This window comes from Pseudomonas sp. BT76 TE3572 (assembly GCF_050435365.1).
Taxonomy (GTDB): domain Bacteria; phylum Pseudomonadota; class Gammaproteobacteria; order Pseudomonadales; family Pseudomonadaceae; genus Aquipseudomonas; species Aquipseudomonas fluorescens_W.
In genome coordinates this window covers 2,615,567-2,627,537 of the sequence record NZ_JBNDKE010000001.1, presented here as the reverse complement: position 1 = coordinate 2,627,537, position 11,971 = coordinate 2,615,567, and the positions used below count along the sequence as shown (strand labels likewise).

General features: G+C 57.7%; 14 protein-coding genes. 7 read left to right on the top strand and 7 right to left on the bottom strand.

Annotated features, from left to right (window positions below):
• Positions 1-88 precede the first annotated feature (88 nt).
• The gene (locus tag ABH912_RS12010; protein WP_033059138.1) at positions 89-1,297 is read left to right on the top strand and encodes an ammonium transporter; all 1,209 of its coding nucleotides are present in this window, start codon (positions 89-91) and stop codon (positions 1,295-1,297) included.
• Here ABH912_RS12010 and ABH912_RS12005 read toward each other — a convergent pair.
• Positions 1,294-3,006 carry a cation:proton antiporter gene (locus tag ABH912_RS12005; RefSeq protein WP_429513095.1) on the bottom strand — a complete coding sequence of 571 codons (1,713 nt, stop codon included), beginning with the start codon at positions 3,004-3,006 and terminating at the stop codon, positions 1,294-1,296. The two genes, ABH912_RS12010 and ABH912_RS12005, sit on opposite strands and share 4 nt — an antisense overlap.
• A 207-nt stretch (positions 3,007-3,213) precedes the next feature.
• Here ABH912_RS12005 and ABH912_RS12000 point away from each other — a divergent pair, with 207 nt between their 5' ends.
• The 3 genes from ABH912_RS12000 (at position 3,214) to ABH912_RS11990 (ending at position 4,899) form a co-directional block, all read left to right on the top strand.
• A complete protein-coding gene (locus ABH912_RS12000) occupies positions 3,214-3,450 on the top strand; it encodes a glutaredoxin family protein (protein WP_033059141.1) in 237 nt (78 codons plus the stop codon).
• Between the two features lie 169 nt (positions 3,451-3,619).
• On the top strand, positions 3,620-3,937 hold the full coding sequence (locus ABH912_RS11995; protein WP_008145883.1) for a hypothetical protein: 318 nt from the start codon (positions 3,620-3,622) through the stop codon (positions 3,935-3,937).
• Between the two features lie 71 nt (positions 3,938-4,008).
• Positions 4,009-4,899, top strand: a complete 891-nt coding sequence (locus ABH912_RS11990) for a pseudouridine synthase (RefSeq protein ID WP_033059144.1) — start codon at positions 4,009-4,011, stop codon at positions 4,897-4,899.
• Positions 4,900-4,986: 87 nt separating this feature from the next.
• On the opposite strand, the gene ABH912_RS11985 is transcribed toward ABH912_RS11990, so the two are convergent.
• Together ABH912_RS11985 and mobA are read right to left on the bottom strand one after the other, a co-directional pair.
• Positions 4,987-5,208: a YgdI/YgdR family lipoprotein gene (locus ABH912_RS11985; protein ID WP_033059146.1), complete on the bottom strand. Its 222-nt coding sequence runs from the start codon at positions 5,206-5,208 to the stop codon at positions 4,987-4,989.
• Positions 5,209-5,283: 75 nt separating this feature from the next.
• Positions 5,284-5,886 (bottom strand): molybdenum cofactor guanylyltransferase MobA, encoded by a 603-nt coding sequence (gene mobA / locus ABH912_RS11980; RefSeq protein WP_033059148.1) that lies wholly within the window; start codon positions 5,884-5,886, stop codon positions 5,284-5,286.
• An 81-nt stretch (positions 5,887-5,967) separates the two neighbouring features.
• Here mobA and moaB point away from each other — a divergent pair, with 81 nt between their 5' ends.
• Positions 5,968-6,507: a molybdenum cofactor biosynthesis protein B gene (moaB, locus tag ABH912_RS11975; RefSeq protein ID WP_429510772.1), complete on the top strand. Its 540-nt coding sequence runs from the start codon at positions 5,968-5,970 to the stop codon at positions 6,505-6,507.
• A complete protein-coding gene (locus ABH912_RS11970) occupies positions 6,491-7,717 on the top strand; it encodes a molybdopterin molybdotransferase MoeA (RefSeq protein WP_429510771.1) in 1,227 nt (408 codons plus the stop codon). Before moaB ends, ABH912_RS11970 begins: the two co-directional genes overlap by 17 nt.
• Before the next feature lie 60 nt (positions 7,718-7,777).
• On the opposite strand, the gene ABH912_RS11965 is transcribed toward ABH912_RS11970, so the two are convergent.
• Positions 7,778-8,092 carry a hypothetical protein gene (locus tag ABH912_RS11965; protein WP_429510770.1) on the bottom strand — a complete coding sequence of 105 codons (315 nt, stop codon included), beginning with the start codon at positions 8,090-8,092 and terminating at the stop codon, positions 7,778-7,780.
• A gap of 229 nt (positions 8,093-8,321) precedes the next feature.
• Between ABH912_RS11965 and yegS the strand changes: the two genes are divergently transcribed.
• Entirely contained in the window at positions 8,322-9,239 is a 918-nt protein-coding gene (gene yegS, locus ABH912_RS11960; RefSeq protein ID WP_429510769.1) for a lipid kinase YegS, read from the top strand.
• On the opposite strand, the gene ABH912_RS11955 is transcribed toward yegS, so the two are convergent.
• The 3 genes from ABH912_RS11955 to ABH912_RS11945 form a co-directional block, all read right to left on the bottom strand.
• The gene (locus ABH912_RS11955) at positions 9,223-9,882 is read right to left on the bottom strand and encodes a response regulator (RefSeq protein ID WP_033059158.1); all 660 of its coding nucleotides are present in this window, start codon (positions 9,880-9,882) and stop codon (positions 9,223-9,225) included. The genes yegS and ABH912_RS11955 overlap by 17 nt on opposite strands.
• The gene (locus tag ABH912_RS11950; protein ID WP_429513093.1) at positions 9,879-10,772 is read right to left on the bottom strand and encodes a sensor histidine kinase; all 894 of its coding nucleotides are present in this window, start codon (positions 10,770-10,772) and stop codon (positions 9,879-9,881) included. Before ABH912_RS11950 ends, ABH912_RS11955 begins: the two co-directional genes overlap by 4 nt.
• Before the next feature lie 342 nt (positions 10,773-11,114).
• Positions 11,115-11,585, bottom strand: coding sequence for a hypothetical protein (locus tag ABH912_RS11945; protein WP_429510768.1), 471 nt, complete (start codon positions 11,583-11,585; stop codon positions 11,115-11,117).
• Positions 11,586-11,971 lie beyond the last annotated feature (386 nt).

Here is an 11,971-nt window from a genome sequence, read left to right as displayed (position 1 = left end):
CTGCTGATCCCGGCAAGTCGCAACTTGGTGCATGAATTGTCTGCGCGAACTGCTTTGGTGCTTTTTAGCCTTCAGGTCTGCCAACCCCATGGAAAATCTGCAAAGCGCTGTGGACAGTCTGGTCCATAGCTCCAATACGTTGTTCATTCTGATCGGCGCGGTCATGGTGCTGGCGATGCACGCCGGTTTCGCCTTTCTTGAAGTCGGCACGGTTCGACAAAAGAACCAGGTCAATGCCTTGTCGAAGATCCTCAGCGACTTCGCCATTTCGACCCTGGCTTACTTCTTTATAGGCTATTGGATTTCCTATGGGGTGACCTTCATGCAACCGGCGGCGGTGATCAATGCTGATCATGGCTACGGCTTGGTGAAGTTTTTCTTTCTGCTGACCTTTGCTGCGGCGATACCCGCGATCATTTCCGGCGGCATCGCCGAGCGTGCCCGGTTTGTCCCGCAGTTGTGCGCGACGGCACTGATCGTGGCGTTCATCTATCCGTTCTTCGAGGGCATGATCTGGAACGGCAACTTTGGCCTGCAAGCCTGGTTGCTGGAGCACTTTGGCGCCAGCTTCCATGATTTCGCCGGCTCGGTGGTGGTCCATGCCATGGGTGGTTGGCTGGCTTTGGCGGCGGTGCTGTTGCTCGGGCCGCGCAATGGTCGTTATCGCGAAGGGCGACTGGTGGCATTCGCGCCCTCGAGCATTCCCTTTTTGGCGCTGGGGTCGTGGATCCTGATCGTTGGCTGGTTCGGTTTCAACGTGATGAGCGCGCAAACCCTGCAAGGTGTCAGCGGACTGGTGGCGGTGAACTCGCTGATGGCCATGGTCGGCGGTACCGTGGCGGCGCTGATCGTCGGACGCAATGACCCGGGTTTTCTGCATAACGGCCCGCTGGCCGGACTGGTGGCGATCTGTGCCGGTTCTGATCTGATGCACCCGGTGGGCGCGCTGATCACTGGCGTCATCGCCGGCGCATTGTTTGTCTGGTGCTTCACGGCGGCTCAAGTCAAATGGCGCATCGACGATGTACTGGGGGTTTGGCCGTTACATGGTTTGTGTGGCGTCTGGGGCGGGATCGCCTGCGGCATTTTCGGCCAGAGCGCGTTGGGTGGACTGGGCGGCGTGAGCCTGATCAGTCAGTTGATCGGCACCGCGCTGGGAGTGGTCGTGGCGCTGGCCGGTGGCTTTGCCGTGTATGGCGCGATCAAGGTGTTCCATGGTCTGCGCCTGAGTCAGGAAGAAGAGTATTACGGCGCTGACTTGTCGGTGCACAAGATTGGTGCTGTGAGCCAGGACTAGGTCTCTTCGTCGTCAGCGCCTGGATAGAAACCGTGCAACAGACGATAGCGGTCGTGCCGAATCTGATCGGCCCGCTCCTGTACCTGATGCGCCGGTAATCCCAGCATGATCAGCGCGTGGGAGGCGAGCATCAGGCTCGACTCCAGCAGTTCAGGCACGACTTCGCTGGCGCCGGCTGCCTTCAACTCGGCCAATTGGCTGTCGTCGCGTGTACGCACCAGAATCGGTACGGTCGCATTGAGTTGCCGCGCTTCCTTGAGGATCAGCAAAGCGACGTCGGTCTGATCCACGGCGATCACCAACAGCCTGGCGCGCTGCAGGCCTACCGCGACCAGCAGCTCACCACGACGTGAGTCGCCATAATGCACACAGGTTTCACCAAGGGCGGCTTCGTGGACACGCACCGGATCAGAATCCAGTGCGATGTAGGGTTGCTGCGCGTTGCGTAGTGCGCGTCCGATGGACTGACCGACGCGGCCGTAGCCACAAATCACGACATGGTTGTGTAACCCGGCATTGAGCGCGCTGATTTCTTCAAGTTTTGCTTCTTCGTTGGGTTTGCGATGCAGGCGTGTGGCGATGTGGGGCGCGGCGCGCAGCAGCAACGGCGTGACGAGCATCGAACAGAAGGTCGCCGCCAGCAACAGGCCGCCCAAATCCGCGGGCATCAGTTTGTTCTGCTGCATCAGGGCCATCAGCGCAAAGCAGAACTCGCCGCCCTGGGCCAATGCCAGGCCGCTGCGCCAGGCGGTTTCGCCATCGCTGCCACGCCATTTGACCAGCAGCGCAACGACGCTGCCCTTGAGTACCAGCAACCCCAGGGTCAGGCCGAGAATCAGCAGGCCGTGGCTGGCGAACAACTGCAAATCGATCAGCATGCCGATACTGACGAAGAACAGCCCGAGCAGGATGTCGCGGAACGGCCGGATGTCGGCCTCGATCTGATGCCGGTAGTGGCTCTCCCCCAACAGCATGCCAGCGAGAAACGCACCCAGGGCAGGGGAGAGGCCGAGCAGGTGAGTCAACCACGCCGTCAGCAGAACAATCACCAGCGCCAGTAGCACGAACAGTTCCGGGGAGCGGGCAGCCGCCACTTCATGGAACAGCCGCGGCAGCAACCAGCGACTGGCCAGCAACAGGCCGACAAACAACACGACGGTTTTACCCAGCGTCAGTGGCAGCGCCCAATACCAGGCCTGGTCGCTGCTGCCAGCGAACACCGGCACCAGCGTCAGCAGCAATACTGCGACGACGTCCTGGAACAGCAACACGGCGATGGCATTCTGGCCGTGGCTGCTGAAAATCTCGCCGAGGCTGCTCAGCTCTTTACTGACAATGGCCGTGGACGACAGCGACAGGCCGGCGCCGAGTAACAGCGCAGGCGTGATCGGCATGCCGAGCAGCATCAGCAAACCGCCTAGTAGAATCCCTGAGCACAGCACCTGCAGACTGCCAAGCCCGAACACCACTCGGCGTAACGCGAGCATTTTCGACAGGGAAAACTCCAGCCCGAGGGAGAACAGCAGAAACACCACGCCCAGCTCGGCGAGGTCCGGCAGTTCTTCGCTTTCATTCACCCAGTTGAATGCCGTTGGCCCGACGATCAGCCCCACGCACAAGTAGCCCAGCACCGGTGGCAATCGCAGGTGCTGGAACAGCGCAATCACCACCAGGGAGGAGGCGAAGATGATCAACAGATTGGCAAACACAAAAACTCCGGTGATGGACGCTGGCCATTCAAGCGTAGAGGCAAATAGTCCGTGAGCATCGCGCAATGGGTATTGAAGACGACTGATGTGCGTCAGCGTATTGCCGAGATCCGTTGCCGTTATGGCGCAAAGGTAGAGCATTCAATGGCTCGACGGCTTTTCGGGGCAGGCCTAGAATGATGACTTAATTTTTTCGGTTGAGCGCTCATGCTTCCTGAATGTCAGCTGTTCGGCACCCTTGGGTGTCATCTCTGTGAAGTGGCAGAAGCCATGCTGATGGAATTTGTCGAGCGCGGTCTGCTGGTGGAACTGGTGGACATCGCTGAAGACGAAACATGGTTCGAAGCTTACAGTCTGCGTATTCCGGTGTTACGGCGGGTCGATACTGGCGCTGAACTGGGCTGGCCGTTCAGTGCCGATCAGGTAGTGGCGTTCCTGCGTTAAGCGGTTGTTGCGGTGGCGATGTTCCGCCTGTCGAACTTTGCGATGGATCCCCTTGGCTTTACCGGTACTGATCGGATACTGTATGCGCATACAGTTATTCGTGGTGCCTGCCTTGTCGTCCCTGGTTTTCGGGTTTGGCCAGGCAGTCCGGGCGTGAGAGGGATGAATCGTGGTCAATGTCGAACAATTGAAGAACAGCGTGAACCGGATGTCGGCGGACGTGGTGCGCGAGGCTGTCCTCGAATTACGTCTGGATGGTCTGGTGACAGAAGGAAAAACTCCCTTCAATAAACTGCATTTCAATACCTGTTTCGCCGAAATCGAAGCCTTGTTCCAGCGCGCGGGTTATCACCGGCAGCTGGATGTCGTGGGCTATCAAGGCTTGTTGTATGCGCTATATGACCCTGGTCGCTGGGAGGCAGTCGATGTGCTGCGCTGGCTCAAGGAGTTCACCGAAGCGGCAGCGCGCACGCAGATACCGGCTTGAGGATTCTCTACTAGGTTCGTTCCGGCCGCTGTTGGATAATACCGCCCTGTATTGAGGGTTAGAACTTTCGTATGTCCACTTCATCTTTTTCTGCTGCACACAACCAGGCCAGCACGCTCTACTTGCCGCCTGGTCCGTGGCAGACCGTACTCGATTGTCTGTGCGAACACTTCAGTGCCATCGGTCGTGAACAATGGCTGGACAGAATCGCTCGCGGTCGTGTCCTCGACGGTCACGGCATGCCGATCGCCCTTGATCTGCCTTACAAGGAAGGCTTGCGGATTCATTACTTCCGTGAGGTGCCGGACGAAAAGCCGATCCCGGTGGTTGAGTCGATTCTGTATGCGGATGAGCATCTGGTCGTGGCGGACAAGCCGCATTTTCTGCCAGTGACTCCCGCGGGTGAATACGTGGAGCAGACCCTGTTACGACGGCTGATTCGTCGACTCGATAACCCGCATCTGGTGCCTTTGCATCGCATTGATCGGCACACAGCGGGACTGGTGCTGTTTTCCGCCAACCCTCAGAGCCGATCTGCCTATCAGTCGTTGTTTCCTACACGGCAGATAGAAAAGCGCTACGAGGCCATTGCCCGAGCGTTGCCTGAACGCTCTTTTCCATTGGTCCATAAGAGCCGGCTCATCGATGGCGAGCCTTTCTTCCGCATGCAGGAAGGTCCGGGCGTCAGCAATACCGAGACGGCTATCGAAGTCAGGGAGAAGAACGGTGATCTCTGGCGTTATGCGCTTTACCCGGTGACGGGCAAGAAGCATCAGCTACGGGTGCACATGACAGCCTTGGGCGCCAGCATCTGCAACGACCCGTTTTATCCACAGGTACTCAAGGATGTTGAGGATGACTACGCCAATCCTTTGAAACTGCTCGCTCAGGGATTACGGTTTGTGGACCCGGTCACCGGCCAGGAAAGAGCATTCGAAAGCACGATCACCCTGCAGTGGTGATCACGAAGTTCAGCGAGTCTGCTGAGCTTCAGCCACGAAAAAGCCCGCAAAAGCGGGCTTTTTCATATCCGGTTGTCACCGTAAAAATTACAGCTCTTTGACGGTACGAACCTGATCCTTGTTGATGCGGGTCTGCTTGCCATCCAGTTGTTCGAATTCGTAGAAACCCGAATCCTTATCGAACTTTGGCGCGTCGACAGCCTGGATTTCTCGACCGTCATTCAAGGTGATCACTGTAGGCGAGGCGCAACCGGCGAGGGTAGCGAGGCCCAGTGCGAGCATGAAAGTGGCGAGGGTCCGTTGAGTCATGGTGTGTCTCCGAATATGAATTCTTTTGGTTGCTGAGCTTGAGACGTGTTCAGCGCGTGCAAGTTCCTTCTCCTGTCAGTCTGACACAGAGTTGTGGGCACTTAACAGTTCTGGTGTGTTGAGGTTGGCCAGGCGCGGGTCATTGTCGGGGCATTGCAGGGCGGTAGCGCCCAGTTTGCGCATGAGGCGACCCGGGCTGCGTTCGCCGTCGTTCCAGGCACTGTCGAAATCGGCCAGGAGTGCCACGGGGATAATGCACAACAAGGGTTCCCAGTGTTCATCATGGCGCAGCATCAGCGGTTGGTCCGGGTGCTGGCTGGCGGCTTCACGCATGCTATTGAGCAGCGGGGCATCGATACGCGGCACGTCGCAAGGCAGCACCAGCAGATGCGCATGGCGGGCGGCCTTCAGGCCTGCGCGAATACCGGCCAGGGGGCCAGGAAAGTCGCCTTCATCGTCGTGAACCAGCTGGTCGGCGTAGGGCGCGTACTTTTCCAGGTTTCTGTTGCAGGAGATGATCAGGTCATCGCTCAGCGAACGGGTCTTGCGGTGCAAGTGGGCAATCAATGGCTCGCCATGCCATTCCAGCAGCCCTTTGTCCTGACCGCCCATGCGTTGGCCACGACCACCGGCCAGGAGCAGAATGGAGCAGGGCGGCAGATGTGTATTCGAGGTCATGGCAGGTCTCCATGGGGGCGGCGAAAAAATGAGGCGCTGTGATATAACACCGGGCTGTTTCTCCTACAACTGGATGAGCCTATGAAAGCCAAGGCTGATGTACCTTTCGCACCGCTCAACATCGCGGTGCTGACGGTCAGCGATACCCGTACCCTGGAAAACGATACCTCAGGCCAGGTCTTCGTCGACGGTTTGAGCGCTGCCGGCCATAACCTGGCGGCCCGGGTTCTGCTTAAAGATGATCTCTACAAAATTCGCGCGCAAGTTGCCAACTGGATTGCCGACGATGTCGTGCAGGTGGTGCTGATCACTGGCGGCACCGGTTTTACCGGACGCGACAGCACTCCGGAAGCGGTGAGTTGCCTGCTGGACAAACAAGTCGACGGTTTTGGTGAGCTGTTCAGGCAGATATCGGTGGCGGATATTGGCACCTCTACTGTTCAGTCCCGTGCCTTGGCCGGCCTGGCAAATGGCACGCTGGTCTGCTGCTTGCCCGGTTCGACCAATGCCGTGCGCACCGGTTGGGATGGCATTCTTGTCGAGCAGCTGGATTCGCGGCACCGCCCGTGCAATTTCGTGGCCCATCTCAAACAGGCGGCACCCTGTGAATCCCGCGGGTAAGCCAGGCAAGACTGGCAGTCTGATGGCTGTCGAAGTGGCACTGGCACGCCTGCTGGCAATGGCCGAAGCGTCACCGATTCGTGAGCGTGAACGCTTGCCATTGGCGCAGGTTCAGGGCCGGGTGCTGGCAGATGATCTGGTTTCGACGCTTGATCTGCCACCGTGGCCCAACAGTGCCATGGACGGCTATGCCTTGCGCGTGGCCGACTGGATTGGAGAGCCACTTGAGGTCAGCCAGAAGATTTTTGCCGGTCAAGCACCGGAGCCCTTGAAGCCTGGCACCTGTGCACGAATCTTCACCGGTGCGCCAGTGCCCGCAGGTGCAGATTGCGTCGAGATGCAGGAAAACACCGAGGTTCAGGCGGATGAGCGAGTACGTTTCACCGAAACCATGGCCGCAGGACAAAACATTCGTCCTCAAGGCCAGGAAGCCACTGTTGGTGAATTGATTCTGCCAGCCGGCACGCGCCTCGGGTCGATCGAACAGGGGTTGGCTGCATCGCTGGGATGCGCAGAGCTGGACGTGATTCGCAAGGTTCGCGTTGCTGTTCTGTCCACCGGGGATGAACTGATTGAACCCGGTCAGGCTCTGGGGCCGGGACAGATCTACAACAGCAATCGAGTGTTGCTGTGCAGTTGGTTGCAGCGCTTGGGCTGTGAGGTGATCGATGCCGGAATTCTTCCGGATGATTTAGCAACCACTCGTGCTCGCCTCGGTGAGTTGAAGGATGTCGATCTGATCCTTTCCACCGGTGGTGTCTCGGTCGGAGAGGCTGACTTTCTGGGCATTGCCTTGCGTGAAGAGGGCGAGTTGACGTTGTGGAAACTCGCCATCAAACCCGGCAAACCACTGACATTCGGGCATTTTCGCGGCGTACCTGTGATTGGTTTGCCTGGCAATCCGGCTTCAACGCTGGTGACCTTTGCTTTGTTGGCAAGGCCCTATCTCTTGCGCCGACAGGGTGTAAAAGAGGTTGAACCCCTGAAGTTTCAGGTGCCTGCAGGGTTTGCATGGCCAAAAGCAGGCAATCGGCGCGAGTACTTGCGCGGACGTCTGGAGAATGGCCGGGCAATTATCTACAGGAATCAGAGTTCGGGTGTACTGCGTAGCGCTGCCTGGGCGGATGGTCTGGTTGAGGTGCTGGAGGATCGCACGCTGATCGAAGGTGACTGCGTGAGCTTTATCCCGCTGAGCGAAGTCCTGAGCTGACTCCAGCCGCTGGCTTACTGCGCAAACCCGGTTGATCGAACCGGGTTTTGCGTTCATGGCTTACCCTTGGTGAGCCAGGAGTGTCACGACCTGGTCGAAACGGCTATTGGCGATCCAGGCCAGAACCCCGATGACCACGGCTGTTCCGATAGCCGAATAGGCAAGCCTGTGTTTTATGGATTTGACGTTACTACGGACGTCATCCATGTCTCGTCGGATGTATTTGAGGTGTGTCTCCAATTCAACGACGCGAGATTCCAAAGCAGCTTCTCCAGTGGGCTTTGCGCTGTTTTTGAATTCAGCTTGATGATTGGCGCGTTTTTCTGCGAACGGTACGACCGGAATGACCGGTGTCCTGATCTCTTGGCTTTGCATGGCACGTCCCTGTGTAGTTCCTGCTGATGTTAGATAACTGCAGGCGCCAAGGTGTACCAATCGCATGGGGCGGTCAATTGAGCCGATTCCTCACATCTTGTAAGAAAAAGTCCCGCCTTGTAGGACGCCATAGCGCTCGACTTCAAATAATTCAAATTCTTGCGACTTTTATGGGGTGAGGTGAGGTCAACATCTCCCATACGGAATTCAATCATGGGAGTGACAACTAATGAGCGAGCGCAAGGCGCTGTTGATTCTGCACGGCAAGCAAGCGCTCAACGAAGCGGTTCGTTCTGCTGTTGCGGACAAGCGCAAACAGGGTTGGGAGCTGGCCGTTCGAGTGACCTGGGAGGCGGGCGACGCACAGCGGCTGGTGGATGAAGCGCTGGCGGCAGGCTACCTGCAGATCATCGCCGGTGGCGGTGACGGGACCTTGCGCGATATTGCCGAAGCCATGGCGGCGCATTCGACGCCGGCCAGTCTGGTGATGATGCCGTTGGGGACCGCCAATGATTTTGCGCGTGCCGCCGGCGTGCCTCTGGAGCCCGCGCAGGCGCTGGAACTTCTCGATGTTGCGCCGAGCGCCATTGATCTGGGGGAGGTCGGCGGGCAGGTGTTCCTGAATATGGCCACGGGCGGTTTTGGCAGTCAGGTCACGGCAAACACCTCGGAGGACTTGAAAAAAGTCCTCGGGGGTGCGGCTTACCTGTTCACCGGTTTATCGCGCTTCAGTGAGTTGCATGCAGCCTATGGCGAGCTGCAGGGGCCTGATTTCCAGTGGAGTGGCGACCTGTTGGCATTGGGCATCGGCAATGGCCGGCAGGCCGGCGGTGGACATGTGTTGTGTCCAGACGCGCTGGCTGACGACGGTCTGCTGGACATCAGTATTCTGCCTGCGCCGCAGGAAGTCGTCGGCACCTTGAAAACCCTGCTCGCCGATGGCTTCGGCATCGACAACATGTTTGTGCGAGTCCGGTTGCCATGGGTCGAAATCAAGGTCTCGGAAGGCCTCTACATCAACCTCGATGGCGAACCGCTGGAAGGTGACAACTTGCGTTTCTCGACACGTCCAGCGGCACTGCGCGTGCATTTACCTGACAACTCGCCGCTGCTGGGGTCATCGCAATTGATCAATCATCCAGACTGATGATCTGCTCGCGAACGGCGAACAGCACCAGGCCCGCCACATCGTAGATCTGCAAGCGCTTCATGATCTGCGAGCGGTGGGTTTCAACGGTCTTGATGCTGAGGCCCAGGCCATTGGCAATTTCCCGGGTGGATTTTCCGCGAACGATCAGCCGAAGGATTTCCAGCTGACGCGCTGTCAGGTTGTGCGAGTCTGCAGGTTCCGGCTGGTTTTTCTGTGTTCGGGTCAGCGCCTGGTTGATGACCGTGTGGGCGATGGCCGGGCTCAGGTAGCGTTCATTGTTACGCAAGGCATCCAGGGCATGTTCGAGCTCGGTAGCCGTGGTGTCCTTGAGCAGGTAGCCATGTGCGCCGGATTCCAGTGCCTGCATGATCAGTGCTGGATCCGTGTGCATCGACAGGATCAGCACTTTGCTCTGCGGGCGTACTCGCTTGAGTCGCTGCAAGGCGTCAAGGCCACTGGTTTCCTTCATGGAAATATCCAGCAGGACGATGTCCGGGGACAGCTGCTCGACCATCTCGAGCAACTGCGAGCCGTCATTGGCCTCACCGATTACCGCGTAGCCGGGAATATCCAGCACCAGAGCGCGCACGCCTGCCCTGATAAGCGAGTGGTCATCCACCAGAAGTAAGTTACAAGTCAACGCATAACCTTATTCGTACTGGCCCGTTCGAGCGCACGCGGCGCCCAGGGGAAGAGTGCTTCGATTTGAGTGCCTTTGCCCGGCTCGCTGGTCACGCTCAGTGTGCCGCCCAGCTGATTGATCCGTTCCGACATCCCTGCCATTCCACGTTGCCCCTCACGACCCGGATCGGTCGCTGGCGCGAATCCCAGGCCATCGTCACTGATCAACAGTGTCAGGCCCTGAGGCTGTCGTTGCAGGCGGACCAACAGGTTTTTCGCTTCGGCATGACGCAATATATTGGTCACCGCTTCCTGGGTGATTCGAAAGGCGGCCAGCGTCATTTCCTCCGGTATACCGGCCAAACGCTGATGGCATTCCAGGCTCCAGTGCACCGGCGTGTTGGCCAGCGTCTTGAGTAAATGCGCCCGCAGGCTGGCTTCCAGCCCGAGACTGGTCAGCTGCCTCGGATTGAGAATGGCCGATACATCTCGCACTTTGGCCAGGGTTTCTTCCAGCGTATCGCAGAGCACCGAACACTGGCCCTGAAGTTCTTCTGGCATTCGGCGTTTGAGCCAGTCGCTTTGAAGTTTTGCCGCGGTCAGCAATTGGCCGATATCGTCATGCAGTTCCCGACTGAGCCGGCGTCGTTCGTTTTCCTGAACCTCCAACAACCGGTCAGCCAACTCCTGGGGTTCAAACTTTATCGACTTGCGCGAAAGACAGTACTGCACCCAGACGCAGGTCAGTGCCGCAATATTGAGTGCCAGCAGACTCAGCGGCAGGGGCGTTGACAGGTTATAAATCAGCAGACAGCCAAGCGCCGAGCAGGTACACAAAACAAGCGTGACCAGGCGCGCGTTTTTTCGGGAGGGTGGCTTCAGGGTGATCGACTTGAGGCTGGCGTACATAGCGGATGGAGCCAATGGATGTTCGCTGCGGGAAGACCGGGCATCGTGGATGACGGGTCTCTGTCTGGAGTCACTCTGCCATTAATTGACGTCAACTAATGGGCGGCATAATACCACTTAAGATACCGTTGGTCGCGTTTGGTATATAGGTCTGCCGAGTCAGGAAATAAGCGTTTATGGACAGCAGTTCCATAATGGAAAAAGTTGGCTGGCAAGAAGGGTTTATTTGTTTCGAGTTGTCGTAAGCAGGTATGGGATATTCAATTGCGACATGCGCCCGCTAAAGTTAGAGAGGCAATCATGGCAATAAATATTCGCAGCACAGCGTAGGCGCCCGATAATTCAGGCTTGCCGACCTGCAAAGGAAACGAGTGTGAACGGCTTGGAATTAGCGGGGGGCTGAAACTGACTGTGTCCGACCTGAAAGGCGAAGGCTTCGATCAGGGATGTCTGTTCGCTGTCATCAAGGCTGAGTTGGCCGGTCTTCTGATCGATGAGCTCGAGTTGCCAGGCGATCAACGTCAGGCAGTCCTTGAGCGCGCTCAGGGCCTGGTCGTGTAAATCCATGTGATTCTGGGCATGGCTCAGCAAACCATGGATGTGCAACGAGAACTCCGAAACGGCTGCCAGAGCGAGGGCATCAGCCTTGTTGGCCAGTTTGAGCAGGGTGCTCAGCATGCAGTCGATGGCATCTTTGTCATTGCTGATCAGTTGCAAATGACTCAGGCATTCCTCGGTTTTAACCAGGAGTGTCTCAGCTTCGACGAGAAACTGCGGGAGCCGGTGAGCCCATTCTTTACGATCGTTCGGCATGTTTATCTCCACAACGTCATGTCAAATGCGGGAATGTCGTGTGTGTCGACGGGGACGATCAGAGTCCCCGCATTGCCATGCCGTCGTGAGATCGCGCGCCGGCCTGTCTGGCTGCAGGCTGGGGAGCTCGATAGGGTGGATGGCCACTTACCTGCGATCGCACACAAAAGCCTGACTCCGTTCATGCAATGAGAATGGCGTCACATTAATGGCTATTGGATATTGCGAATATCAGGTTGGACCTGATTGCTACTAGGGGAATCCCTTACACGGGGGAACCAACCGAACGAAACGAGGTCTCGCGGCAGGTAATGGGGCAGATGAAATTGCCTGGCCAGTAAAGCATGATGTTAATGTGACATCAATGTTTGGTCATGGCATTTTAC

What these genes read in the sequence shown, in the direction of transcription:
- ABH912_RS12010 (WP_033059138.1), top strand. Translation starts at nt 89, where the DNA reads ATGGAAAATCTGCAAAGCGCTGTGGACAGTCTGGTCCATAGCTCCAAT.
- ABH912_RS12000 (WP_033059141.1), top strand. Translation starts at nt 3,214, where the DNA reads ATGCTTCCTGAATGTCAGCTGTTCGGCACCCTTGGGTGTCATCTCTGT.
- ABH912_RS11990 (WP_033059144.1), top strand. Translation starts at nt 4,009, where the DNA reads ATGTCCACTTCATCTTTTTCTGCTGCACACAACCAGGCCAGCACGCTC.
- ABH912_RS11985 (WP_033059146.1), bottom strand. Translation starts at nt 5,208, where the DNA reads ATGACTCAACGGACCCTCGCCACTTTCATGCTCGCACTGGGCCTCGCT.
- mobA (WP_033059148.1), bottom strand. Translation starts at nt 5,886, where the DNA reads ATGACCTCGAATACACATCTGCCGCCCTGCTCCATTCTGCTCCTGGCC.
- moaB (WP_429510772.1), top strand. Translation starts at nt 5,968, where the DNA reads ATGAAAGCCAAGGCTGATGTACCTTTCGCACCGCTCAACATCGCGGTG.
- ABH912_RS11965 (WP_429510770.1), bottom strand. Translation starts at nt 8,092, where the DNA reads ATGCAAAGCCAAGAGATCAGGACACCGGTCATTCCGGTCGTACCGTTC.
- yegS (WP_429510769.1), top strand. Translation starts at nt 8,322, where the DNA reads ATGAGCGAGCGCAAGGCGCTGTTGATTCTGCACGGCAAGCAAGCGCTC.
- ABH912_RS11950 (WP_429513093.1), bottom strand. Translation starts at nt 10,772, where the DNA reads ATGTACGCCAGCCTCAAGTCGATCACCCTGAAGCCACCCTCCCGAAAA.
- ABH912_RS11945 (WP_429510768.1), bottom strand. Translation starts at nt 11,585, where the DNA reads ATGCCGAACGATCGTAAAGAATGGGCTCACCGGCTCCCGCAGTTTCTC.